Annotated in this window: 21 protein-coding genes; 15 read left to right on the forward strand and 6 right to left on the reverse strand. The window is 58.9% G+C overall.

The window, feature by feature from the left end:
- Nucleotides 1-45 precede the first annotated feature (45 nt).
- The gene (locus DKM43_RS16720) at nucleotides 46-276 is read right to left on the reverse strand and encodes a DUF6437 family protein (protein WP_007688360.1); all 231 of its coding nucleotides are present in this window, start codon (nucleotides 274-276) and stop codon (nucleotides 46-48) included.
- A gap of 323 nt (nucleotides 277-599) precedes the next feature.
- On the opposite strand from DKM43_RS16720, the gene DKM43_RS12280 reads away from it, so the two are divergent.
- Complete coding sequence (locus DKM43_RS12280) at nucleotides 600-836, forward strand: hypothetical protein (protein ID WP_054587176.1); 237 nt, start codon at nucleotides 600-602, stop codon at nucleotides 834-836.
- 102 nt (nucleotides 837-938) lie between these two features.
- Here the strand turns inward: DKM43_RS12280 and DKM43_RS12285 are convergent, their stop codons facing one another.
- Entirely contained in the window at nucleotides 939-1,133 is a 195-nt protein-coding gene (locus DKM43_RS12285) for a hypothetical protein (RefSeq protein WP_039338501.1), read from the reverse strand.
- Here DKM43_RS12285 and DKM43_RS12290 point away from each other — a divergent pair.
- The 5 genes from DKM43_RS12290 to DKM43_RS12310 all read left to right on the forward strand — a co-directional run bounded on the left by DKM43_RS12290 (nucleotide 1,132) and on the right by DKM43_RS12310 (nucleotide 7,565).
- Nucleotides 1,132-1,443, forward strand: coding sequence for a hypothetical protein (locus DKM43_RS12290; protein WP_109798782.1), 312 nt, complete (start codon nucleotides 1,132-1,134; stop codon nucleotides 1,441-1,443). The genes DKM43_RS12285 and DKM43_RS12290 overlap by 2 nt on opposite strands.
- Before the next feature lie 128 nt (nucleotides 1,444-1,571).
- Complete coding sequence (locus DKM43_RS12295) at nucleotides 1,572-1,904, forward strand: hypothetical protein (RefSeq protein WP_109798783.1); 333 nt, start codon at nucleotides 1,572-1,574, stop codon at nucleotides 1,902-1,904.
- On the forward strand, nucleotides 1,894-4,290 hold the full coding sequence (locus DKM43_RS12300; RefSeq protein ID WP_109798784.1) for a type IV secretion system DNA-binding domain-containing protein: 2,397 nt from the start codon (nucleotides 1,894-1,896) through the stop codon (nucleotides 4,288-4,290). Before DKM43_RS12295 ends, DKM43_RS12300 begins: the two co-directional genes overlap by 11 nt.
- A 37-nt stretch (nucleotides 4,291-4,327) precedes the next feature.
- Nucleotides 4,328-7,255: a MobF family relaxase gene (gene mobF / locus DKM43_RS12305; protein ID WP_109798817.1), complete on the forward strand. Its 2,928-nt coding sequence runs from the start codon at nucleotides 4,328-4,330 to the stop codon at nucleotides 7,253-7,255.
- Between the two features lie 70 nt (nucleotides 7,256-7,325).
- Nucleotides 7,326-7,565 (forward strand): hypothetical protein, encoded by a 240-nt coding sequence (locus tag DKM43_RS12310; protein WP_109798785.1) that lies wholly within the window; start codon nucleotides 7,326-7,328, stop codon nucleotides 7,563-7,565.
- A gap of 24 nt (nucleotides 7,566-7,589) precedes the next feature.
- Here DKM43_RS12310 and DKM43_RS16725 read toward each other — a convergent pair whose 3' ends face one another.
- From DKM43_RS16725 to DKM43_RS12330, 4 genes are read right to left on the reverse strand one after another with little or no spacing between them, the layout of a single operon-like run.
- Nucleotides 7,590-7,787 carry a DUF6961 family protein gene (locus DKM43_RS16725; RefSeq protein WP_109798786.1) on the reverse strand — a complete coding sequence of 66 codons (198 nt, stop codon included), beginning with the start codon at nucleotides 7,785-7,787 and terminating at the stop codon, nucleotides 7,590-7,592.
- Nucleotides 7,787-8,092: a DUF5818 domain-containing protein gene (locus DKM43_RS12320; RefSeq protein WP_109798787.1), complete on the reverse strand. Its 306-nt coding sequence runs from the start codon at nucleotides 8,090-8,092 to the stop codon at nucleotides 7,787-7,789. Before DKM43_RS12320 ends, DKM43_RS16725 begins: the two co-directional genes overlap by 1 nt.
- Nucleotides 8,089-8,514, reverse strand: a complete 426-nt coding sequence (locus DKM43_RS12325) for a thermonuclease family protein (protein WP_109798788.1) — start codon at nucleotides 8,512-8,514, stop codon at nucleotides 8,089-8,091. Before DKM43_RS12325 ends, DKM43_RS12320 begins: the two co-directional genes overlap by 4 nt.
- Before the next feature lie 12 nt (nucleotides 8,515-8,526).
- Nucleotides 8,527-9,168: a S24 family peptidase gene (locus DKM43_RS12330; protein ID WP_109798789.1), complete on the reverse strand. Its 642-nt coding sequence runs from the start codon at nucleotides 9,166-9,168 to the stop codon at nucleotides 8,527-8,529.
- Nucleotides 9,169-9,576: 408 nt separating this feature from the next.
- On the opposite strand from DKM43_RS12330, the gene DKM43_RS12340 reads away from it, so the two are divergent.
- The 9 genes from DKM43_RS12340 to DKM43_RS12385 all read left to right on the forward strand — a co-directional run bounded on the left by DKM43_RS12340 (nucleotide 9,577) and on the right by DKM43_RS12385 (nucleotide 25,462).
- On the forward strand, nucleotides 9,577-10,473 hold the full coding sequence (locus DKM43_RS12340; RefSeq protein WP_109798791.1) for a WYL domain-containing protein: 897 nt from the start codon (nucleotides 9,577-9,579) through the stop codon (nucleotides 10,471-10,473).
- Entirely contained in the window at nucleotides 10,466-10,924 is a 459-nt protein-coding gene (gene brxF / locus DKM43_RS12345) for a BREX-3 system P-loop-containing protein BrxF (protein ID WP_161554084.1), read from the forward strand. The genes DKM43_RS12340 and brxF overlap by 8 nt, the downstream gene beginning before the upstream one ends.
- A 20-nt stretch (nucleotides 10,925-10,944) precedes the next feature.
- The gene (locus DKM43_RS12350) at nucleotides 10,945-14,676 is read left to right on the forward strand and encodes a DUF6079 family protein (protein WP_201739862.1); all 3,732 of its coding nucleotides are present in this window, start codon (nucleotides 10,945-10,947) and stop codon (nucleotides 14,674-14,676) included.
- Nucleotides 14,677-14,708: 32 nt separating this feature from the next.
- Entirely contained in the window at nucleotides 14,709-17,474 is a 2,766-nt protein-coding gene (locus DKM43_RS12355) for a DNA methyltransferase (protein WP_109798793.1), read from the forward strand.
- Nucleotides 17,471-20,284: a DEAD/DEAH box helicase gene (locus DKM43_RS12360; protein ID WP_109798794.1), complete on the forward strand. Its 2,814-nt coding sequence runs from the start codon at nucleotides 17,471-17,473 to the stop codon at nucleotides 20,282-20,284. The genes DKM43_RS12355 and DKM43_RS12360 overlap by 4 nt, the downstream gene beginning before the upstream one ends.
- Entirely contained in the window at nucleotides 20,281-22,284 is a 2,004-nt protein-coding gene (gene pglZ / locus DKM43_RS12365; RefSeq protein ID WP_109798795.1) for a BREX-3 system phosphatase PglZ, read from the forward strand. Before DKM43_RS12360 ends, pglZ begins: the two co-directional genes overlap by 4 nt.
- The gene (locus DKM43_RS12370; protein WP_109798796.1) at nucleotides 22,274-22,990 is read left to right on the forward strand and encodes a hypothetical protein; all 717 of its coding nucleotides are present in this window, start codon (nucleotides 22,274-22,276) and stop codon (nucleotides 22,988-22,990) included. The genes pglZ and DKM43_RS12370 overlap by 11 nt, the downstream gene beginning before the upstream one ends.
- Nucleotides 22,991-23,001: 11 nt before the next feature.
- The gene (locus tag DKM43_RS12375) at nucleotides 23,002-24,798 is read left to right on the forward strand and encodes a DEAD/DEAH box helicase (protein ID WP_109798797.1); all 1,797 of its coding nucleotides are present in this window, start codon (nucleotides 23,002-23,004) and stop codon (nucleotides 24,796-24,798) included.
- A 325-nt stretch (nucleotides 24,799-25,123) separates the two neighbouring features.
- On the forward strand, nucleotides 25,124-25,462 hold the full coding sequence (locus DKM43_RS12385; protein ID WP_236632559.1) for a transposase: 339 nt from the start codon (nucleotides 25,124-25,126) through the stop codon (nucleotides 25,460-25,462).
- Nucleotides 25,463-25,520 lie beyond the last annotated feature (58 nt).

The following is a 25,520-nucleotide window of genomic DNA, read 5'->3' on the forward strand; positions in this document are numbered from 1 at the left end:
GCGGCGGCGCGGGGCATCGAACCCCTTGCCGCCGCCGGATGGGCTTTACGCGGGAGCAATCCGCTTCAGCGTTTCCTCGATCCCGAGCGCCATCGATGCGCGAACGATCTGGCGTAACTGTGCCGGTTCGATCGTCTCTGCACCGCACTCGATCAGCAGCTTTCCGAGTTCGGTCGCTGCTTCTTCGCGAAGACGCGCCTCCTCGTTCTCGAGTTGGGCACGCTGTTCACGCAGCTTCTTCAGCGCATCGCGGGCAGTGGGTTTGGACCTGGCCATAGTGCTTCCTTCTTGCTGGCCGTTGGTCCCCTCCGCTGCCGATCTTGGCACTGCGGGCGCATGTAGGAAAATGGTTTGTGGGGCAGGCGTTGCGCTTCTGCGCAGGCGTTGGAGAGGTCTCTCTCGCAGAAAGACCAAGTGTGATGCGGGCTTTGGGGCTGCGTCAAGGACGACGGGGCCCCACCATTTTTACCGGGCAAGCCCGGCAAAAATCGTTGCCCCCATCGCCGCTTCGCGGCCGCTATCGCGGTCCCTGACCCAGCCCGTCACCCACATCCTTCGCAGCTCCTGATGCGACGCATCGAACATCAGGAGGAAAGATCATGTACGCTTCACTGAACATTGCCGCTGCTAGTCCCGCCGCCGATCAGGCAGCCTTCGTTGCTGCCCTGGATCAGGCTCATGCCCGGTCCCTTCACAGCTACTTCACGCAGTACGTCCTGACCGATGACGAGGCAGGCTATATCGCGGTCGATGAAGGCGACTACGGCGCCTTGCCCAAGGCCATGCTGGACCGTGTCATCGATACTGTGCCGGGCCGTCTCAGCGATGAATTCTGACTCGCCGGTTTGGGAGGAAGTCCGTCAGGGCTTCCTCCTTTCTTTTTGCTCGCAGACCGTTTCGGCATCCCTAGGCCGGTACGGAGAGGCGGGTTACCAGCGTCAGTCGGGGGTATCGGGACGGTCGAGATCGGCGAGCCGTTCCGGCATACCCAGAACCTTCATCGCTGCGGCCTCAATGGCTTCTGCCTGTGTCGGGAAAGCCTCGGAAGAACTGATCGACACCCCGTTCGGGTAAGTGACTGTCGCCTGGAAACCATTGCCCTTCGGTGTCGCACTCAATGTGACCTGGCCCATGCGGCGCTTCCTTTCTGCCCGGAATACTGGCTGCATCATAGGCGTCGATCCCGTCTGTGCCTATCGCGATCCGCAGATCGGCTACTTGCCGAGGACCCTGGGAATGGGGATCGCAAAACGCATCATCCGTTACAGGATCAATAGCTGGTTCCTCTCCTCGCAGTTGGGGACAGTTGGGCACACCGTACGCGACAAATCGCTGGATCAACTGGCAAAAAAACGCGAAATTCCAGATGCATGGATCGAAATCTGCGAAATGGCAGCTTCTCCGTCAAAAATGACGTGGGCGAGGGGAGTTACGTGGATTTGACCAAAGCGAGGCCGAGAATGGCGGAATTCCGCAGTCCTATATGTTCTTGACATGTTCTTGAATCTGACTTAGCTTCAACCTCGCCTTTCGCAGTGTGAACCGGGCTCCTGACCACAAGGAGTCCGTGCATGACACGGCCAATCTGTCTCCAGGTTTACATCTCCAGCGAGCTCAGTTCGCTGATCCGCAAGGCTGCCAAGGCCAAGGGGATCAGCATGAGCGAGTGGGTTCGCGCCTTGCTCGCCAATGCCTGCACCGAGGACGAGCTTTCCTCGCGGCTCGACGCTTCCATTGAGCGAATTTCCCGCCGCTCGGTGTTCCTCATGGTCGGGGTTGATGCGCTGCTGGCAGGCCACCCCGATCACGCTTTGCGCGGTCGGGCTCACCAGGCTTACGTGCGCAAATGCAAGGAGCTCGGTCTTTCCACAGCCGCTGGCGAGGGAGGCTCCGATGAAGCGTAATCTCGTCAACTTCACGCGTGGCAGCCAGCTGCTCGGACACTTCAGCTTCATGTTCGCGGCGGGTCTCAAGGGCCCATTGATTGTCGCCGCGCTCGTGATCTCATGGACCTCCTGGTGGACCATTTCGGCAGGGCTCACCGATCACGAAGTCTATCTCGTCTGGATGCGGATCTACGCTGCCATCTACGGCTTCATGGAGTTCGATCCCGCCAAACAGGTCACCGTGGAAACCGCCTTTGGCGCGACCATCCAGTTTCCGATTGCCCAGCTCGACCACTACCCCCCGGTGGCCCATGCGTGGGAGAAGCTGATGGCGCTTCTGACCAGTGCATTGTGGCGTTCCGGGTTCCTGCTGGTCCCTGCGTTTGCCATCTTCTACTGGTTCGCCGAGCGGTTCGGCGGCCGCTCCAAAGAACGCAAACATGAGCGCGGCGCGATGCTCGTCACGCTCCCCGAGCTTGTCGATGAACTGACCGCGCACAACCGGCGCGAGCGCACCCGTGAGCTCGATTCCGCGTTGGGCTGGAAATGGCGCCTCAGTCTGCCGCGAGAGATCGCCCGGGTCTTTCCCTATCGACCATCGCATATCGCCACGGTCTCCTATCCGTGGCGGCTCGAACAGAGCCATGCGATGCTCATTGGCACCACCGGTATGGGCAAGACCGTGGCTATCTCCGACATGATTGCGGAAGCCAGAGCCAAGGGGCAGCGCTGCGTGGTCTTCGACCTGACCGGCGCCTTTATCGAGCACTTCCATGCGGCCCATTCCGACATCATCCTGAACCCGCTCGATGCGCGTTGCCCCCAGTGGAGCCTGTTTGACGAATGCCGTTCCGAAGGTGAGTTCTGGGCCGCCGCGGACGCCCTCGTCCCCCATGACGGGGGCGGAGAAGCCCAGTTCTGGGTGATCGCTGCACGAGCCCTGTTCGTCGAATTCTGCCTCAAACTTGTGGCCGAGGGCAGGGCGACCAACGACGCCCTGGCCCGTGAGCTCATGACTGCGGACCTGTCGCGCGTGCATGCCATGATGCGCGGTACTATCGCCGATCCGCTGACCGCGCCGGAAGCCGCCCGCATGGCGGAATCGATCCGGGCCGTTTTCAACGTCAACGCCAAGGCGCTCAAGCTGCTGCCGGCTGCCGGTCCTCGTTTCTCGGTCCGCCAGTGGATCGAGGATGGGGCCGATAGCGCCCGAAGCGAAGGCTCGATCCTGTTCATTTCGGCCCGCTATGTCGACATGAGCGTCTGCGCGCAGTTGCTTACGCTCTGGCTCGACACGGCCATGAACACGCTGATGACGATGCCCCGCACCCGCGATCTCAAGTGCTGGTTCTTCGTCGATGAGCTCGGCGCATTGCACCGCCTGCCAGCCCTCGAGAAAGGCTTGCAGACGGCGCGCAATTTCGGCGGCGCGATTGTCCTCGGGCTTCACGCTTATGCCAAGCTCAAGGAGGTCTACGGCGAGAATATGGCGATGACACTGGCATCGCTTGCCCGAACCAAACTGATCCTTGGAACCGCCGACCGCGAGACCGCCACTTGGTGCTCCGACTTCATCGGCCATCGCCAGGTCAGGGACATGGAAGAGGGCTACACTTATGGCTACAACAATGCCCGCGATGCGGTCAGTCTCACCCCGCGCAAGCACATCGAGCCGCTCCTGCTGCCTGACCAGCTGATGAACCTGCCGCGCCTGTCAGGGTACATCAAGTTCCCCGACGGCTTTCCCGCCGCACCGATCAAGCTGAAGCCCGTCGACCGACCCAAGCGGGCGGAGACCTTCATTGCCAGGGTCAAGGAAAGCCCCAAGGCAAGGGTCACGGTGCCCCATCCGGCGGCGGAGCAGGCCGAGCAGAATGCAGCGCCAACAGGCGGCGAGCATCCCTCGTCCAACGATGACGGAGCGGGCAAGCCGGTCGTCCCAAAGCAGGGCGAACTGGCGCTGGATCAGGGACCGAAAGCCGCGCCGAGACAGGAGCCAGACGCGCCAGCCAAGGATCTTGGACGAGCAGTGGAACACCCACCCGGCAAGACGTCGCAGGAGCGGGAACCGGCGGCTCGCTCAGGGCAAGACAAGGCGGGCAAGGCCAGGAAGGAGCGGTCGAATACCAGAACCGATGCGCGTGCGCGTAAAGCTGGACCTTCCGCCCGCCCACTTCTCCCGACAGGCGAAGCCGCAGCTGCGCCGGATCAGTCGGCTTCGCCGAAGGGCACGCCCCAGGCAAGCACGCCCGGAACGGAAGGGCTGCAACAGGGCAAGCCGGATAACCCGAAGAGCCAAAGCTCCAGCGATGCCGCCGCGCGCAAGCTGATGATCGAGGATGGTCTGCGGCAGCACGAGCCCCCGCCGATCACTGGTCCCGATCTTGGCGACATGGAGATGTGAGCATGGCGCTGACTGCCTCGGGATGGCGGAGCGATCGATGCTGTCGGTAGCCAATGTCCGCACCGCCGGCGGCGCGGCCAACTACTTCGCTGCCGACAATTACTACACGCGGGCTGATGCCGATCGCTCGGGTGAATGGCTGGGGAAGGGCGCTGCCGCGCTCGGGCTTGAGGGGACCGTCGACGCGCGGCAGTTCGAGGCGGTCCTTAAAGGACTGCTGCCCGATGGTAGCCGCGTCGGCAGTGACAACCGGGCGCACCGGGCGGGGACCGATCTCACCTTTTCGATGCCGAAAAGCTGGTCGGTCCTTGCTCTGGTGGGCGGCGACAAGAGGATCCTCGATGCCTACGCCGCGGCGGTCCGGGAAACCCTGCGCTGGGCCGAGAAGAACCTAGCCGAGACCCGGATGGAGGTTCGCGGCAGAGAGCGTGTTGTCCAGACCGGCAACCTTGCGATCGCGCTGTTCCAGCACGACACCAATCGCAACCAGGAGCCCAACGCGCACTTTCATGCCGTCATTGCAAATGTGACGAGAGGGGCCGATGGCAAATGGCGGGCTCTGCGCAATGACAAGCTGTGGCAGCACAATACTTTGCTCAATGCCATGACGATGGCGCGGTTTCGGCTGAGCGTCGAGAAGCTCGGTTACGAGGTCGGGGAGTTCGGCAAGCACGGCAATTTCGAGGCGGTCGGGGTGCCCAAAGATGTGCGCGATGCGTTCAGTTCGCGGCGGGCGGAGATTCTCGACCGCCTGGCGACGATGGAAGGGAGGGGGCTCGCCGCTCGCAGCGCAGCAAACCTCATGACCCGGGCCGACAAAGGGCGGATCGAAGATCGCGATGCGCTAACGCAGCAGTGGCAGGAAGCGTCCGCGAGGCTGGGCTTTGATCCCGCCACGGTGATTGCCAGGGCCAATGCTCGCAGTGCGCAGGATCTTGGCAATTTGACTGGTGTTGGGTCCACGATGCGCGCGCTCGTCCGCAATGTTCAGGCTCTCGCAACCTCCTTTGCCGAACGGCTCGGCCTGCGGGAAGGCGACCCGCTGATACCGGCCCGGCTGACCAATCGCAATCTCGAGCAGGTCGCTGCAATTCATGCGGTCGCCTCGGCTGTGCGGCATCTGGGCGAGCGGGAGGCGGCGTTCACTCGGGCCGAGATCTACCGTGCAGCGCTTGGCCTTGCGCTCCCAACCTCGCTCGCTGACATCGAGCACCGCGTCGACCAGCTGCTTCGCCAGGGGCATCTGGAGAAGGGCAGGGGCGCCGACCGGGAACTGCTCACGACACGCGATGCTATAAGCCTCGAGCAGCGCATCATTGCCGGGGTCGAAGACGGGCGCGGTGCTGCGCCGGCGATTGTTTCTCCCGACATTGCCGGGTCCCGGCTGCAGGCCCTGTCCCAGATCAAATACGGGCTGACCTTAAATGCGGGACAGGAAGGGGCAGGGCGTCTGCTGCTCGGCTCGAACAACCGCATCGTCGCGATCCAGGGCGTCGCGGGCGCAGGCAAGAGCACGGTCCTCAAACCTGTCGCCGATATCCTGCGCGAGGAGGGTAGGGGCATACTCGGGCTCGCGGTGCAGAACACGCTGGTCCAGATGCTCGAGCGCGATACGGGTATTCCATCGATGACGGTGTCGCGGTTCCTCGGCCGGCACCGCGATCTCCTGGATGGGGCCGATGCGGACCGTCTCGCCGAGGCGCGGGCCGACATGCGCGGCACCGTCGTGCTGCTCGACGAAGCCTCCATGGTCGGCAATGCCGACAAGGAAAAGTTGGTGCGCCTCGCCAACCTGCTCGAACTCGGCCGCTTTGCGAGCATAGGTGACCGCAAGCAGTTGGGTGCAGTCGATGCCGGAAAGCCGTTCGACGTGATGCAGCAGGCCGGCATTGAGACGGCCGTCATGAACACCAATCTCCGCGCACGGACAGAGGGCCTTCGAAAGGCACAGCAGGCGGCGCAAGAAGGGCGCATCGAGGATGCCATGCGCCATTTGGCACCCCAGGTGATCGAGGTGGGGAATGACGTTGCTGTCGAAGCCGCAGCAGCCTGGCTGTCGCTCTCGACCGCCGAGCGCGAAGCAACCGCGATCTATGCCTCAGGCCGAAACTTGCGCAGTGCCGTGAACGAGGCTGTGCAGACCGGCCTCAAATCCAGCGGGGAGCTCGGTCCTGAAACCATGCGGCTCCAGACCATGTCCCGCGTCAATGTAACCCGCGAGGAGCTGCGCTATGCGAGCACGTATGCCCCCGGCATGGTGGTCGATGTGGCGCGGCGTCAGCGCAGCCAGGGCCTCGCAGCAGGCGAATACCGGGTGGTCGGAACCGATGTGGCGCGCGAGCGGGTCACGCTGGAGAACGCGCGTGGCCGCCAGCTCGAGTTCCGTCCCGGTCAGATCAGGCCGCAAGGTGAGCGGGATCCGCTGCGTCTGTTCGAAGTCCGCGCCCTCGACATTTATACCGGCGACAGGATCCGGTGGACCGAGACCGATCACCAGCGGGGCCTGCTCAATGCCGACCAGGCCCGGATTGTCGCAGTCGACAAAGAGGCTGTCGTGGTGAAGACATCCTTGGGCGCAGAGCACAGGCTGGAGCAGGGCGACCCGATGCTCCGCCGTCTTGATCTTGCCTATGCGCTCAATGCCCATATGGCGCAGGGGCTGACCTCCGATCGCGGCATTGCTGTCATGGACAGTCGCGAGCGTAATCTGGCCAACCAGCAGACGTTCCTGGTGACAGTTACACGGCTGCGCGATGGTCTCACGCTTTATGTCGATAATGCTGGCAAGCTCGAGGCGGCGGTCGAGCGCAATGCCGGCATGAAGCGTTCGGCGCTTGAAACGGTCGATCGCCTCCGCGATGCGGCAGCCAAAGGGCAGGCCAAAGATCGTGTGGCTCCAGCACCGGAACGCAAGCCGCCAGAGCTTGACCGGTCGGTCACCAAGCCGTTCGAGATCGGCATCTAGCGTCCCGCTGTCCCCAAGCGTCCGCACATGGCCGGTTGACGCGAAGTTCTTTATTTGTTCTCATTGGCCCATGCCCCGAATCTCCGATGATATCCTCCTCACTCATCTCGAAGTCGCGCTGGCCGTTGCGCCGGAGCACACGCTCGTTCGTCTTAATGCCGATGATCCACGCGCCCAGCGCAGCGCCAGGGTCGATCTGGCTCGTCATCTTGTCGAGCGCATGCGCGGTTTCACCAACGAAGGCGACAACCATGGCGGTCTAGGCGCGCAATCGTGTCTGTTTCCGGGTGATCTGTCGCCGATCGGATGAACTGATTGGCCTTGTCGAGGAGGTTTACTGGAGTGGCCGGTCCGCGGCGTTGGAGCTCAGCTGGACAATCCGCTCGGCGATAGCCAGCCATGTCCGAATGCCCGCCTCGTCGCCAGCAAGTGCGAGCGCCCCAATCTGCTCGGCGACGTGCAAGGGAGCCTTGTCCCCATGAGTGTGCAAGACATGGTTGGCGCAGGCCCAGAGCTCCCAGTCGCTCAGCATCAGCCCAGCAGGCTGACGACACCGCCAACCGCCGCGTAGAGACCGTAGGCGACGAAGGCTGCGGCAAGGAGGAGTTCGAGCCGGAGTTTGAAGGCAGTCGGACGAGGCTGTCCGGCTGGCCATATCTGGTCACAGACAAATCCGTTGAACCCCGAACGCTCCCCGACAACTTCGACGCGAGCGCCGATGAATTTCCGTACCTGGCGGGTGTTGTCGAGTTCCCAAGTCCCGCCACCGCCAGTTCGCAGCACCGGTCCGTTGGCCGCCCATTCGACGATGCCGGTCAGATGCGTGGTGCTGCTCACCGGCAAGCTGGGCCTTTCCAGTAGCGATCCCAGCGCAGGACAGTGCCGGTCTTGATCATGGCGCATGACAGATCAGCACCTGACGGCAGACGGCACCAGGCAGCGGTCCTGTTTCCGCCAGCGGGCCCCTCGGAGCGGCATGTCAGCTGCGGACCTCTGACTACCACGTGGCCGGTTGAGATTGTTCCCTTCGCGCCGCCCATCAGCCGTACCAGTGCATCGCGTGCCTCAATTGCGGTGGCATCGGGGCAGGGTTGATTTGAGCGGCAGGTGCCGTCCATTTCCCGGGCCGCGATGCCGGCGATCCGCAGGTGAGGGCCTTCCGCACACCAGACCGGACCGTCACCATCCCAGACATGAGTCGGTGTGCAGGTAAAGGTCTGTCCGGAAGCGACGATCGAAGCGGCAAGGAGGGCAAGCATCAGAGAACCACCTTAGAGCGCCCGTCCGAACCAGAGAACCCGTCCGACGATATTGAGCGTGCGTTTCTCAAGGCCGCGCCAGCTTGGATAGGCAGGGTTGTCGCTCAGAACCGACGCGCGCTTGCCCTGTGGTTCGAGGGCAATGCGCTTGACGCTCAGCATGTCATCCATCCGCAGGACATAGATCCCGTCTCTCAGCCGAGACTGGCCATCCCCGAGATCGACCATCACCTCGTCGCCATCGTAGAGGGTGGGCTCCATGGAGTCCCCATGCACCGCGATAATCGAGAGGCTCGATGCCTTGCTCGCGGTCAGTCGGCGAAGCCACTTCTCGTCGAAGCCGAACTGCGCTGATTTGGCTTCCATTTCGGCCAGAGCGCCGTGGCCGGCGGATGCCTCGACATTGAGCAAAGGCACATGGACGAGCTCGACCACCGGGCCTGAGCGCCGGGCAGGGGCCCCAAGAACCTTCTCATCGACCCCGAAAAATCGCGCGAGAACCGAGCGATCCTGCTCGTCCAGCTGCCTCGGGCTGCCGCGCCGAATATACTGCTGGATGTAAGCGGCATTGCGCCCCAACAGGCGCGAAACCGAGGAGTAATTCACACCTCGTTGGTGGATCAGTTCGTCCAGGGCTCTCCGTGCGTCGTCCATGACTGCCAGTCCTATCGCGGGCACCTAGGAAAATCGATCCTAGACTCTAGGAGGCCTTCCTAGTAAGAACATAACAGGAACGCAAGCTTAAAGCGAGTCTATGGCGATGGAGCTACTGGAGCAGATCGAGGCATATCTGGCGCAAACACGGACGTCGCCGAGCACCTTCGGTCGGCACGTCGTGGCAGATCCTCGCTTCGTTCAGGACCTTCGCGACGGACGCAGGCCGCGCCGCAAGACCTGCCAGAAAGTGTCGGACTTTCTTGCTAGCTCAGAGGCAACTAGCCGCAGGTAGATTAGCGAAACCGGGGCCAGCAGCTTTCCGAATCTCGTTGCCTCGCCATCAAGCATCCACTACGCTTACCCATACAGAAACTGGTTTAGCCCAGTTTCTTGGGGGATCTGAGGATGGACAGCGATTCGGGATTGAGGCGCGGGGTTGAGAGCCGCCTCGAGTTCATCGAATTTAGGCTCTTCTGGGAAGGTCATGTCAACCGCAGTGACCTGATCGACGTTTTCGGCGTTTCGATCAACCAAGCTTCGACGGATCTGAACAGATATCTCGGCCTGGCTGAAGCCAACATGGTGTACGACAAGAGCGCCAGGACTTACGTTCGTAGCTCGACGTTCACGTCCGTATTCCACCAGCCCGACGCATCCCAATATCTCTCCCAGCTCAGATTGCTCTCGGATGGAATCATTGCCGCCGACGATAGCTGGATCGGGGGCTTGCCGAGTTTCGCCTGTGCCCCGGCTCCCGCCCGGGGTGTCTCACCCAAAATTCTGAGGGCCATCGTGACGGCGATCAAGCGGCACGAAGCGATCGAGGTCTTCTACCAATCGATGTCATCCCCTGAGCCTGCTTGGCGATGGATCGAACCTCATGCCCTGGTGTTTGACGGCTTCAGATGGCATGCTCGGGCGCATTGCCCACGCAGCAGCGCCTTCAAGGACTTTGTTCTCTCGCGCATCACCGATACGCGCTCATCGAAGCCGGCAGATGCTAGGCCTTCGGGCGATAGCGACTGGGAGGAGCAGGTTGAGCTGCAGATCGCGCCTCATCCCGAACTGAGCGCTGGTCAGCGCAAGGCGATCGAGCTCGATTACGGAATGGAAAGGGGCGTGACGACCATCCCGGTCCGAAGGGCTCTCCTCTACTACGCCTTGAAGCGCCTTGGATTGGATACCGATCCGACAGCACGTAGGCCCCAGGACCAGCAGATTGTGCTCTTGAACGCGGCCGAAATTCGTTCGGGAAGGCATGGTGATGGCGTGTCTCAGCCAGAGGGACCGCAATATGCTTGAGCAGTTGCAACAGCTTGCTGAAGATGCAGCGACACTGAAAAGCAAGCTGATCCTTGTGGTCGCGAATACCGCAGGCGGAAAAACAGAGCTCCTTTCGCGCCTTGCAGAGAGCGAAGGCATGCCCCTGATCAATGTTGGGACGCAGTTGTCGCGCAAGCTGCTCCCAATTCCGTCGCTACAGCGTAGTTCTGAAGTTATGCCGTTGCTTCGGGAACTGATCGATGAGACTGCTTCTCAAAAGTGCGTGATCTTCGACAATATCGAAATTCTTTTCGAGGAAGATCTTCGCATTGCCCCTGTTGATATCTTGAAAAAGCTTGCCCACGCTCGACCCATAGTGGCGGCATGGCCTGGTCGTTTTCAAGATAGCAGACTGACCTATGCCCGCACTGGGCATCGTGAACACTGCGAGGTGCCAATCGATGGCGCCGTCGTATTCGAGTTGAATTGAGCGTTGAAGGGAATTCCGAGATGACCATGCAGTATGGCGATCTCATTCAGTTTGAGCCCATCGAGTCGGTTATCCAGCTTCTGGATGCCAATCGTCCTGACGAAGCCAAGAAGCTCGTTTCGACTTATGTCATCTCGGATGACATGGCCGAGCGGATCGCCATGCAGATGATTCCTCAGCTCTCGTTCGACGAGGCTGTCGACCACAAGGGTGTCCTGGTCGTCGGAAACTATGGCACTGGTAAGTCTCACCTGATGTCCGTGCTCTCGCTCGTCGCTGAAGATGCCGACTATGTGTCCATGATCCGCCACCCCAAGGTGGCCGAGGCGGCAAGCGCGATCGCTGGCAAGTTCAAGGTTCACCGGATCGAGATTTCCAGCCAGATGTCGTTGCGCGACATTATCACGCAGCAGCTTGAGGTTTTCCTCGACAAGCAGGGGGTCAGCTTCTCCTTTCCTGCCGCCGACAAGGTTATCAACAACAAGGCTGCTTTCGAGGAGATGATGGCGGCGTTCGCCGATGTCCATCCCAATCACGGCGTACTGCTGGTCGTGGACGAGTTCCTCGAGTATCTGCGTTCGCGCAAGGATCACGACCTCGTTCTGGACCTTTCATTCCTTCGTGAGATTGGCGAGGTCGCGAAGCACCTGCGTTTCCGCTTTGTGGCAGGCGTCCAGGAAGCCATCTTCGATAGCAGCCGTTTCCAGCACGTCGCTGACAGCTTGCGGCGCGTGAAGGATCGCTTCACCCAGGTCTTGTTGGCGCGGCAGGATGTGAGCTTCGTGGTCGCTGAGCGCCTTCTCAAGAAGACCGCAGACCAGCAGGACAAGATCCGATCCTACCTGACTCCTTTTGCGAAATTCTATGGCTCCATGAATGAGCGCATGGACGAGTATGTCAGGCTCTTCCCGGTCCACCCTGATTACATCGGGACCTTCGAGCGCTTGGTCTTCACCGAGAAGCGCGGTGCTCTTGTCACGCTCCGCGACCAGATCCAGGCCATCTTGAAGGATCACGTGCCGGAAGACCGGCCGGGTTTGATCGGTTATGACAAGTTTTGGGAAACCGTGACATCCAACTCGGTTCTGCGCGCAGACCCGAACATTGGGCCCGTCCTGAAAGTCTCCGAGGTTCTTTCGGAGCGTGTCTCGAAGGCATTTACCAGGCCTACGTACAAGCCGATGGCTTTGCGCATCATAGATGGTTTGTCTGTCCACAGGCTGACCACCGGTGGAGACATTTATGTTCCGGTAGGCCCGACGGCGGAAGAGCTTCGCGATACGTTGTGCCTGTTCCAACCTGGCATAGAAGACATGGGCGGCGAGCCAGAAGCAGACCTCCTCTCGCTCGTCCAGACTGTGCTGCGGGAGACGTTGAAGACGGTCAACGGCCAGTTCATCTCCAAGGCGGCAGATACCGAGCAGTATTTTCTCGATCTGAAGAAGGACGTCGACTACGATGCCCAGATCGAGAAGCGCGCGGATGCTCTGTCTGATGATGCGCTCGATCGTGCTTATTACAGCGCGATCCGTCAGCTTATGGAGCGGACCGACGACACTGCCTACGTAACCGGGCATCAGATCTGGGAATACCAGATCGAATGGCAAGAACGCCGTGTCGAACGAGGCGGGTATCTCTTTTTTGGCGCGCCGAACGATCGGCCGACTGCCCAGCCTGAGCGTGATTTTTATATCTACTTCATCCAGCCATTCGAACCTCCGCGGTTCAGAGACGATAACAAGGGGGATGAGGTCTTCTTCCGCTTGAAGGGCCTGGATGAGGCGATCAAGCGGCATCTCTCCTTCTACGCTGCGGCGCAGGAGCTCGCTTCGACCGCCAGCGGCGGTGCGAAGACAGTTTACCTCGATAAGGCCAAAGACGCCCTGCGGGACATGAGCAAGTGGCTGCAGGAAAAGCAGATGGCGGCCTATGAGGTCACCTATCAGGGCAAGAGCAAGACCCTGCAGGAGTGGACCAAGGGTGTCTCGCTGCGTGACAAGGCGCGCCTGGGGCCTGACGAGCGCATCAATTTCCGTGACGTCGTAAATGTCATTGCCGGATTGGCGCTGAACAATCAGTTTGCCGAGGTTGCGCCTGAATATCCGACATTCTCGGCGCTGGTCACTGAAGCCAACCGCAAGCAGTTGATCGGAAATGCGCTGCGCGCCTTGGCGGGCGGAAATCGAACGAAGGATGCCGTGGTAATCCTCGATGGTCTCGAGATGCTCGACGGCGATCGCATCGATCCGACCCAGTCTCGGTATGCGCAGGAGGTCTTGACTCGGCTGAAATCGAAGGGGCATGGCCAAGTCCTGAATCGATCAGAGCTCGTCAACGGCGAAGCTGAAGTTGAGTATTTTTCCCCGATCAAATTCCGGCTTGAGCCTGATCTTCTCGTCGCTGTGTTGGGTGGACTTGTTTACGCTGGCGACATTGTACTGGCGGTCACGGGCGACAAAATCGACTCCGGAAAGATCACGCTGCTTGCCGAACGGCCGCTCGATGAGCTGAGGCAGTTTAAGCACGTCGAGGCGCCGAAGGAGATCAACGTTGCCGTTTTGCGCTCACTCTTTGAGATGCTGGGCTTGCCTTCCGGTCTCGCGCAGCAGGCGACGCAAGGCTCGGACGAGCCGGTCAAGCTGCTGCAAGAGGAGGTCGGAAAGCTGACGCGGCGCGTGCTCAGCGCCGCTACGGACATGTCAGGCCGGCTGAGCTTCTGGGGGCAGCCGCTGCTGCGGGAAGAAGAGATCCGGGATTGGCGCACCAAGCTTGATGCGCTGAGAACATTCTCGGAAAGCTTGGCACCATACAACACGGTCGGGAAGCTGAAGAACCTTCGGATCGGCTCCGACGATATCGCCGCCCAGAAAAAGAACCTTGAAGTCCTGCAGGCTGTAGAGGGGATGCTGGAACTGGTCGCCGAGCTCGGCACCACTGCCAGCTATCTTTCGCAGGCCGAGATGGTTCTGCCATCAGACCACCCATGGGTTCGCCATGCGCAGGATATCCGTAAGCAAGTTCTCGACAAGCTCGCGGCAGATACGACAGCGCAGCACGCAACGGACTACAGGCAAACGCTGGCCAAGCTGAAGAAGGATTACATCACGGCCTATGCAGGGCTTCATAGCAAGGCGCGCCTTGGGGTCACAGAAGAGAAGACGAAATCGGCACTGCGCAAGGATCCGCGGCTGATCGCCATGCGGGCGTTGGCTGGCATCTCCTTGATGCCGACCAGCCAGCTGACGAGATTCGAGGAGAAGATGGACAAGCTAAAGAGCTGCGCATCGCTCGTCGAATCTGAGCTTTCGGCCAGTCCCGTCTGCCCACACTGCGGCTTCCGGCCGGCGAACGAGCAAGGCGACCTGCTTCCCGCTTCGAACGTCCTGAAGCAGCTCGACGACGAACTCGACCGGCTAATCGATGGCTGGACGCAGACCCTGCTCGACAACCTCGATGATCCGATCATCCAGGAGAACTTCGATCTACTGAAGCCAGCCGCCCGCAGCCTCATTGATGCCTTCATCTCGTCCAAGAGCCTGGCGGATCCGGTGACACCTGATTTTGTCGCTGCCGTGCAGGAGGCGCTGTCTGGGCTTGAAAAGATTAGCATCAGCAGCGCGGACATCAGACAGGCGCTCCTGCAAGGCGGTTCCCCGGCAACACCCGAGGACCTGCGCAAGCGCTTCGAGTCCTTCCTGAACGACCGCTGCAAGGGCAAGGACAACACCACGCTGCGCTTCGTGGTCGAGTGATCGCCCGCCACCCATTCCGGAGAGACGAACAGATGAACGACCAGTTGAAGATGAACAGCGGGAAGATGGGCGGTACGGTCGAATGCCTTGGCATGACCTTCCCAAATGAGGACGCGCGGCGGGTACACTTTCTGGGGCTGCTGGCCGAGAAGCTGAAGGATCCAGCGTTTCGGAAGCAGGAAGGATTTCCGCAAGGCACGGATGAAGCGATCCTGGCCATGTCAGACCCGCCTTACTACACGGCGTGCCCGAACCCCTGGCTGGCGGATTTCGTGAATCACCTCGGGAAGCCTTACGACCCGAGCGCTTCTTACGAACGAGAGCCTATGGCTGTTGACGTTTCAATTGGGAAATCTGATGCAGTCTATAAGGCACATTCTTACCACACTAAGGTCCCGCATCTAGCCATCGTTCCATCTATCCTCCACTTCACTGAGCCAGGTGACATAGTGCTCGATGGCTTTGGTGGATCCGGCATGACTGGAATTGCCGCGCAATGGTGTGGTGTTGCTCCTGCGGTTTTCCGCCTTGAACTTGAAAGCGAATGGAAACGCGCTGGTCGCGCGGCCCCCAAATGGGGCGCCCGCCGTGCAGTAATCAATGAGCTATCGCCTGCTGCGACCTCTATCGCAGCGGGGCTCAATTTCCCATTCGATGCGGCTCAATTCGCAGAAACTGCAGACTTGATGCTGCAAGCCGTAGAAGCGGAATTTGGATGGATGTTTGAGACCGTCCACACAGACGGACAGACAAAGTGTAGAATTGATTTTACGGTTTGGAGCGAGGTTTTTATCTGTGAGAACTGCTCCGGAGAAATAATTTTCTTTGATGAGGCATTTGATCCTAAGACAAAGAAGGTCGATAAAGAAGTAAAATGCCCGCACTGCTCCGCTCAATCGACGAAAGAGAATATGGAGTTGGTGTTTGAGTCTTTTGTAGATGCTCATAATGGAGAGGTCGAGAAGCGCCCAAAGCGCGTCCCTGTTCTCATAAAGTATTCATATGGCCGTAAATCATTTGAGAAGCGGCCAGATGAATCAGATCTTGATATAATTATGAGAGCCGAGGCCCTCGGACTTCCATCGCACCTTCCCACGCATACGTTGCCGGACTGTCAAATGACTCGGGTTGGGCGGATGAAAACAACAAACACAAAGAGTGTGCATAATATGTACTTCCCACGGGAGGCGCATGTTTTGTCTGCACTTTGGGGTAGGGCGAACAAAGAACCAGATTCGCGAATTAGGAATGCCTTGAAATTTTGGCTCGATAGTCATTTCATCAATATGTCGATACTCAATCGGTATCGGCCTGAAGTTTCGTTCCCATACAATCCGCTCACTGGCGTATTTTATGTTCCATCTCAGATTGCTGAGGCGGATCCCTTCAAGGCTTATAGCAACAAACTGAAACGGTTGATTTCAGCGTTCAGTGAGAACCATGCTGTTGCCGGGAGCAGCATTGTTTCTACAGGCAGCGCGACCTGCCTCGATTTACCTGAAAATAGTATAGACTACGTTTTTACAGACCCACCATTTGGGGAGAATATTTACTACGCTGATTTAAACCAGATCATCGAATCGTGGCATGGCGTATTTACCGATGTTTCATCGGAAGCAATCATTGATCGAGTAAGAGATAAAGGGCTGCACGAATATCAATCTTTGATAAGAAAGGCGTTCTCGGAATATTTCCGCGTCCTAAAACCAGGGCGCTGGATGACTGTTGTGTTTTCCAACAGTCGGGCGGCAGTCTGGAATGCTATCCAGCTTGCTTTGCAGCAAGCTGGTTTTGTCGTTGCGGAAGTTTCTGCTCTTGATAAAAAACAGGGCAGTTTCAAACAGGTTACATCGACCACCGCAGTTAAGCAGGATCTCGTCATCTCCGCCTACAAGCCGGACGGTGGGCTGGAGAAGCGGCTAACGGAATACGGTGCGGCACCTGAGTCAGCGTGGGATTTCGTGCAGACCCACTTGCGCCAACTTCCGGTTTCCAAGTTGAAGAACGGCATTCTTGAGATGGTCGTGGAGCGCGACCCCCGCCGAATTTATGACAGGATGGTTGCCTGGTTCGTCCGCCACGATTTCCCGGTGCCGCTTTCGACCGAAGAGTTCCTTGACGGATTACGGACTCGTTTTCCGGAGCGGGACGGCATGGTGTTCCTGATGGAGCAAGTTGCTGAATACGACCGAAAGCGGGCCCAAGTCGCGCAGGCACCACAGATGGAACTGTTCGTCTCTGACGAACGATCGGCCATCGACTGGTTGATGGACTTCCTACGCAAGCGTCCTTCGACCTATCAAGAAGTGCATCCGGAGTTCACCACCCAAGTCGGCGCGGGCTGGCGGAAGCATGAGGAGAGGCCGGAGCTTTCGGCACTGCTTGCCGACAATTTCCTTCGCTACGATGGTAACGGCGAGGTGCCGAGCCAGATTCACAGCTATCTATCCACCAACTTCAAGGATCTGCGTGGTCTGGAAAAGGACGATCCACGGCTGAAGGCTAAGGCGAAGGATCGCTGGTTCGCGCCCGACCCGAGCAAGGCAAAAGATCTGGAACAGAAGCGCGAGCGGGCGCTCCTCAAGGAGTTCGAGAGCTACAAGTCCTCGCCCGGCCGTAAACTGAAGGAGTTTCGGCTCGAGGTGCTGCGCGCAGGCTTCAAAACGGCCTGGGGAGCAAAGGACTACAAGGCGATCATTGGCATTGCCCACAAGATCCCCGAAGAAGCGCTGCAGGAAGACGAGAAGCTCCTGCTCTGGTACGATCAGGCACTCACCCGCATGGAGGCTAGTGCGTGAACCATGCGGGCGGTGGACATGTTATCGGCGATTGGTGCTGGCATGAACGACATGCCGCACCCTGCCGTGTCGTTCATCGGGAGCAGATTTGGGGCGAGACCGCCTATAGGGTTTGGCTGCCCGGCAAGGACGCCGTCGTCCGCGCGCGATTGAGCGATCTTAGCGCCATTGATGCAGTCCAGCCGACGGTCAATCAGATCCTGCACACCGCCGCAGCCGCGAAGTTGCTGGATGCTCTGGAGGACAACCTCCTTCTAGCGCCCATCCAGTCAAGCGTCGTTCCGTTGCCGCATCAGCTCTACGCTCTGAACCGGGCGATGAGCCGCGACAGGATCCGGTATCTGTTCGCCGACGAGGTCGGGCTCGGCAAAACTATCGAGGCCGGTCTTGTCCTGCGCGAATTGAAACTTCGGGGAATGGCACAGCGGATACTTGTCGTGGCTCCCAAGGGGCTGATTAGGCAGTGGCAAGCTGAAATGCGTCTGCATTTTGGTGAGCACCTCCAGTACATCGAGCCAGCCGAGCTTTCTTCCTTCCGCCAATGGCGAAGCGACGAGGAAAATCTTTGGCGGCTGCATGATCAGGTGATCTGCTCGCTCGACTCCGTCAAACCGCTCGAAGGCCGGCGAGGCTGGAGTCTGGACCAGCTCAGCACCTACAATCGGGAGCGCTTCGAGGACCTGATTTCTGCATCCTGGGATCTGGTTATCATTGATGAAGCCCACCGCATGGGTGGCAGCACAGAACAGGTTGCGCGCTATAAGTTGGGTGCTGCGCTCGCGGAGGCAGCGCCCTATCTGCTGCTGCTGTCTGCAACCCCGCACCAAGGCAAGACGGACCAGTTCCATCGACTGATGCAGCTACTCGACCGCGACTCTTTTCCGGACGAGAGCAGTGTTTCCAGCGAGCGAGTGCGCCCATTCGTCGTACGTACTGAGAAGCGCGCTGCAATCGATGCCGAGGGCAAGCCGCTCTTCAAGCCGCGCATGACGCGTCTCCACCCCGTGGCATGGCAGGACCGTCATGCGAGCCAGCAGAAGCTCTACGAGGCCGTCACCGACTATGTCCGCCACGGCTACAACCAGGCTTTGGCCACTAAACAGCGGCACATCGGCTTCTTGATGATCCTGATGCAAAGGCTCGTGACGTCCAGCACCGCCGCCATTCGGACGACTCTCGAAAAGCGCAAAGCCTTGCTGGACCAGCCTCAGCTTCAGCCATCCTTGTTCGAAACTGCCGACGTTAACGAGTGGGCTGAGCTAGACGGGCAAACCCAAGTCGATCTGGCCATCCAGACCCAGGGCTGGGAGATGGAGAAGGCCGAGGTCGACACGCTGCTCGACTTAGCCCGCGCCACGGAGGCACAGGGGACGGATGCAAAGGCGGAGGCGCTGCTGGAGCTGATCTACAAGCTTCAGCAAGAAGAGAACGATCCTGAGCTGAAGGTGCTAGTCTTCACCGAGTTCGTTCCCACGCAGGCAATGCTCTCAGAATTCCTCGGAAGTCGCGGCTTTTCGGTCGCCACTTTGAACGGGAGCATGGATCTTGAAGCGCGCGGGCGGGCTCAACAGTCGTTCGCCCGAGACATTCGCATTCTTATTTCGACGGACGCTGGCGGCGAGGGTTTGAACCTTCAATTCTGCCACGTCATCGTGAACTTCGATATGCCTTGGAATCCCATGCGGGTCGAGCAGCGCATCGGCCGCGTTGATCGTATCGGACAGCCGCATGTCGTGCGCGCGATTAACTTCGTCCTTGAAGATACGGTCGAGCATCGCGTTCGCGAGGTTCTGGAAACGAAGCTCGCGGTTATTGCCGAGGAGTTTGGCGTCGATAAGGCGTCCGACGTGATGGATTCCATCGAGGCAGAGCCACTTTTTGACGAGTTGTTCGTCCATGGGTTGCAGCACCCGGAAGATATCGAGGGCGAGTGTGATGCGCTTGTAGCACAGCTTCGAACAACCATTGCAGAAGGGAAGAAGAGTAGCGAGCTCCTGTCGGATGGGCACCAGCTTGATCCCGACGATGCTCGCAAATGGAGAGACCATCCAGCACAGTTCTGGCTCGAGCGTGCCATCACCACCGGGCTGCCTGCGCGGGGTGGAGAGGCAGTCAAAGAAGCCGATGTATGGCGAGTGCGCTGGGCTGATGGGAGTGAGTCCGCCAGTGTTTGCTTCGATGCAAGGACGGCCGAAGCGCGACCCGACACTGAATGGGTGACGCTTGAAGATCCACGCGCTCGGGCCCTGATCAGTGAGCTGCCACGATGCGTTTCCGGTCAGCCTGTGCCTATCGTTCGCATCACCGGGCTTCCGGACAGCGTGCGGGGAGTGTGGTCGCTTTGGGAGATCAGCCTGTCTGCCGATGATTTCAGTCGGCGGCGCTTCCTTTCCGTCTTCGTGAATGATGAAGGACGAACGTTCCTGCCCACCGCCAAGCGGATTTGGGATCTCCTCTTGACGGAACATCTCGAAAGCGCCGGTATTGCTGAGGCAAGTGATGCCAGCGAACTTTTTGAAGCCTCGAGAAATGCTGCTCTCACTCAGGGCGAACGGATCTTTGGCGAGCTAACGGAAGAACATCGCGCTCGCCTCCAGGAAGAGCGTGAACGTGCCAAATATGCCTATGAGGCACGGCACCAAGCCATCGGTCGGGTCGGACTGCAAACAGTCCGGGATTACCGCCGCAAGCGCCTACGCGCCGATCATGATGCGCGCATGGCGCAGCTCGATGCAGCCGAAGCATATTCGCCTGATTTGAACGCCGTCCTAATGTTGCGTGTCGGTGCGCCTGGATTGGTTATGCCATGAGTGCTTGGACCGACCGTATCCTGCAGGAGTTCCCCGCAGATCTCTCGCGTTTCTGGGTCGCGTGCGACCCCGATGTTGTGCTGTTGGATGAGCACGTTCTCCAATCCTTGCGCGACCGCGGGTTCGAACTCGTCTCATTCGACGATCCGATCGTCTTCAGGGCATACTATGAAGAGACCTATCGGGCCGCATGGGACGAAGGGCGAGATCCTCCAAGCCCGGCGCTAATCCTACATCTCTCGTCCAATGGGAGCGACATCCTGCCATGGGACTACATCCGGCAAGCGCGGATCGTTCGGCTCGGTTTGGCTGATCTCTTCGACAATCTCAGTAGTTCAGTGCTCCGCCAGATCGACCCAAATTATTACGACAAGCTGTTTGGTGCTCAGAAGGCCTATGCGTCTCAGACCTTAGGGGATGCGGCGACGAGCGACTTCATTCTGACGCATGTCTTCAAGATCGTCCCAGTACTGATCGACGATGAGGTGACTTTCTGGCGTGAGGTACTCCGATTGCACCTTCGAGGCTGGAGCTTGCCACCCGTTCTAGCCGACAGGATGGCTGCGATCTTGCAATCACGGCAGGCGCTTTCCCATCTGCCAATCAAGGAGCTGGTTGGAGACAGAGCATTCGCGTTGAATGCGGCTCAATCGGCCTGGCTGACCTACCTGCAATCGTTCGGCGTCACGTCAGTAGCCTCTGAAAACCAAGAAGACGGCTCCGATTCCAACTTGGCGATCCCGTTCGATCATCCAGACATTCGCATGGCGGTAGACTCCCTGTTCTTGGAGGGATGTCTCGAGCCGGTTGCGGGCGATGCCGTTTCAGGGCGTGCTCCGGCGTGGGTCCAGGTCGGCATCAAGAAGGACGTCCAAGGCCAGGCTCAGTTTATTGCTGAAAGCGCCACTGCGCTTGCAGAAGACCTGCCTGCAGATGGCGCTCACCATCGTGAATGGCTTTCGTTTGCACAGCGTCTGGGCGAACTCCTGTGCAAGTTTTTCGAGCTTCCAGCAGGGCTGGGGGATGATGTTTCGCCTCAAATTGAGAGACTTCAGCAATCAGCTGACGATCGTTTCCTTGGCTGGCTCATTCGGCACTTCGCTGACTTGCCTTCGCTTCCCGCGTCAAAAGCACCTGTCATGCTCCATCACGTCCCCCGGCATCTCAGTTATCGCCGCAACGGTAGCAGCGCGCGCCAGGCATTGCTCCTATTCGACGGACTGGCGATCGATCAGTGGTGCAAGATCCGTAGGCGCCTGACGGAGAAGTTGTCATCGATCCAGATTGATGAAGGAGCCTGCTTTGCGTGGTTGCCGAGTTTAACTTCGGTCTCACGTCAAACGGTGTTTTCGGGGCTCAGGCCACGAGAGTTCGCAGGAACGATAGAAAGCACAGCCGCAGAGCAGACATTGTGGGCCAAATTCTGGCAAGATGCCGGGCTTCGCAAGAGTGAAGTCGTTTATCTCAAGGGCGTCAAGCGGCGCGAGGACCTGTCGCGGATTGCTGATGCGATCAGCGGACCACGCATCAAAATCGCTGGAATCGTTGTCGATATGGTCGATGAGATCGTCCACGGTGCAACTCTGGGTAAGCGAGGCATCGCCAGTCAGATTGACGATTGGTGTGATACCGGTTTCGTTGAGCAGCTGATGACGCTGCTGCTCGATCGCGGGTTCGAGATTTTCCTCACATCGGATCACGGCAACGTCGATGCAAAAGGGATCGGCCGGCTGAGCCAGGGGGTTCTGTCCGAAATAAAGGGCGAACGGGTCAGGGTCTATCGGAGCGCCGATCTGGCATCCTCGGTGCCCGCCGGACTTGATACCTTCAGGTTCGAGCTACCGGGGCTTCCGGTCGATTTTCTACCTGTTTATCCAAAGGGGAGAGGTGCCTTCACCGGGGTGGGGGACAGTGTGGTCGCTCATGGCGGAATGTCCGTTGAAGAGCTCATCGTCCCCTTCGTCCGCATTACGCCAAAGAGCTTCAGCAATGATGACTGACACCTCGCCCCAAATCGGTTTTGACAGGTATATCCAGTTGGATTGGGCTCGCACCGCGCTGCGTGTGCGATCCGGCTATGAAACTTTAGAAGAGCTGCGAGACCTGATCGACGCAAGCCATACAGGCATCGCGGCCAAGAAAAAGACACGCACTGTGTTGAACCGGCTTTGGTTAGATCCGAGGTCGGAACTCGTAGCGCTATCTGATCGCGCTGTGGCCATCTACAAGTCTGACCCAAGCGCATCGGTGGTGGCACTGACTTGGGGGATGGCCATTGCCACATATCCGTTCTTCGGAGCTGTTTCGGAGATCGTTGGCAGACTGCTGCGTTTACAGGGCGAATGCTCTTCAGCCGAAGTGCATCGGCGCATGGCGGAAGTTTATGGTGAGCGCGAGGGAACGCGCCGCATGACCAACATGGTGCTCCAATCTCAGGCTGAGTGGGGTGCGATCGACCGGATGAAACAAGGAAAAATCATCACGGCAAGGCACAAGCCCATCACTCTGACGCCAGAGCTGGAGCTATGGCTGGTAGAGGCTGCTCTAAGGCATGCTGGCCGAGGAATGTCCATCAACACGGTGGCGACAAGTCCTGCGCTGTTCCCGTTCAGTTTCAGCGATCGACTGGCCTATAACCTCAGCCAAGATGAAAGGTTCGCTATCCGAGTAGACAGCGCCAGCAATCGCATTGTAGCATTGATGTAAGGTTTTGTTCGATGGCGATTACTCGTGCTGCAATCCAAAGTGCATTGGAAGCGGAACGAAGCTTCGTTCAGAAGGGTGGCAGGGTCGAAGTTGCGTCTGCGGATTGGGACGACGGTTACCTTGTTTTGGGCGTGCGGTCGGTCAAAGGGCAGCGCCGAGTTGTCGTCGATGAGGCCTTGGAAGGTGTCAGGGCCAAGTGGGGCGACGAGCTTGAAGCTGGAGGCATAATCAAGCTTGTCGATAGCGATAACGACAGGATCGTGATTCAGGTTGCAGCAGGCGGGATGCCCGCGATCGGAAGTCAGATCTGGCTATTTCCGGGCGATTTCCTTGGGCCACTGATCGACATGTGGGCCGGTGAAATGGGCGCACTCGCAGCCAAAAGACTGCGACAGACGAAAGAAGAGACAGAACCGCTCCAGCCAATTCTTCCGCTTGGCAATCGCTTCTCAGACCTCCGTCAAAGGCAAGTGGAAGCCGTCCAGAACTCGGCATATCGATGCTCAATCACAATCGGTCCGCCGGGAACTGGCAAGACCTATACGATTGGCGCGTTGGGTGCCTACCTGCTCAAGAGATTTCCGAAATCTCGCATTCTCCTGCTTGGGCCAACGAATGTCGCCGTGGACACGGCACTGCTTTCCATAGACGATTGGCTTGGGCGTATCGACAAGCCAGTCATCGCGAAAACTGCCAAACGGGTCGGCGCCTATTTTGACCCACGGAAGTTTGTAAATCGTCCACACCTGCTCGCACCAGGTATTGCCGAAAAGAGTACGGAATTCCTGCTCCTTGAGGCATCCGAACCCCCGAAGAGCAAAGTCGGTGAGCACATCAAATGGAAGGATAAATTGAGCGCACTCCGCAAGGAGCTGGGCGCGGATATCTCGGCCGTCGCGTCCGAAGCCAGACTTGTGGCGACAACCGTTTCCTCGGCGATCACTTGGTACGACACCCTACACACCGCAGGACCTTGGCATTTCGTGATCTGCGACGAGGCGAGCCAGGTAATTGGGCCGGCCGCACTCATGGTTCCGGCCATGGGGCAGCAGACCATCTTTGCTGGTGATCCATGTCAGCTGTCGCCGATCGTCCAAAGCGCTGGGGCTGGCGAAAAGGCCCTTCTCGGGAAAACGGCATTCGATCTGTTCGCGCATACGCCAACGACCATGCTGAATGAGCAATCTCGAATGGCAGTTGGAATTTGCCAGGCGGTAAGCACGACATTCTATAACGGCGAGCTCAAGGTCTGTCGGAAGGCGATGGCTGATCCGGATTGGAAGAAGAAGCGCAGTCCCTTTTTTGTGAATGGGCGCGAGATCCCGAGGGTTTGCTTCGATCAGGTCTCCGAACCCGCAACGTATTCCCAAAGTTACGGTGGTTTTATCCGCTTTCAGTCGGCTAAGCTCATCGAAACTATTATCGATAACCTGGCTGGTTCGTACGTCGATGCGGAGGACATTATGGTTCTGACGCCTTTTCGAGCTCAGCGTACGCTGATCCGCAATTTTCTTAGACGAAGGCATCCCGAAATTTCAGTCAGTACTGTCCACCGAGCACAAGGAAGCGAGCGGACCCTCGTGATCTTTGATCCGGTCGATGGAACATCCAATTTTTTGCAAGGCCGAGATGGCGAAAGGCTCATCAATGTGGCGATTTCTCGTGCAAAAGCACACGCAATCGTGCCCTTCGTTCGCGACGATCTCAGCAATCCTGCTTTAGGACTGTTACACAAGATCGCGAGCAAATCCTTCCAGACGGCTGGCAAATTCGCCCGTCCATTCACGTTCTCGTCACTTGCAAATTAGCCGTCGATCTTGTTATGTTCTCATCTAAGATCTTCCAACACTGGAATGCAAGGCCATGGAACATCGCGACCCTGAAAAGCCGACTCCGGGTGGAGTTGATGCTGAATCGCCTTGGTCGGGGCTTGCGGAAGTGAGCGAAGCTATCCGTGACAATCGCCTAATGGAGTACAGGCTCAAGAAGTCGTGGGCCGATCCTTGGGGGCGCAAGCTGACGATAATCGGCCTTATCGTAAGCGTCCGGCCAAGGACGAGTTGCGGGGTCGCTGCTGAGCGATGAAGGACGGTTCCTGAAGGGAGTTCTTTCTGGACTCCAGAAGGAGGTCCTGTGATCGATGGTGGCGGCGTGATCGTGCGCACAGAGCGGCGTCGGCGCTATTCGGATGCGGAGAAGGCCACGATTGTCGCGGAGAGCTTGCGCCCCGATCTCACGGTCACGTCGGTCGCGCGCAGGCATGGCATTGCCAAGAGCGTGATCTACAACTGGCGTGCCAACCGGCGCGAGGCTGAAGCGATTGCGAGGGAAGCGCTGGAGTTCATCCCATGCGGTCAGTTCGTGGCGACCTCGGAACGCACCTCGGTGTCAGAGATCATCCCCGAGGAGCCGGAGCCGTCGGTCGGCCCTTTGGCGTATCCATCCGGTGAAGGCCGCACCCGTTTCAGTTAGCGGTCACTGGGTTTGATGATGCGTTTTGCTGCGGCGTTACGACGAGCGGCGATCCGGC

The sequence above is a fragment of the Novosphingobium meiothermophilum genome (genome assembly GCF_003171715.1).
Classification (GTDB): Bacteria; Pseudomonadota; Alphaproteobacteria; order Sphingomonadales; family Sphingomonadaceae; genus Novosphingobium; species Novosphingobium meiothermophilum.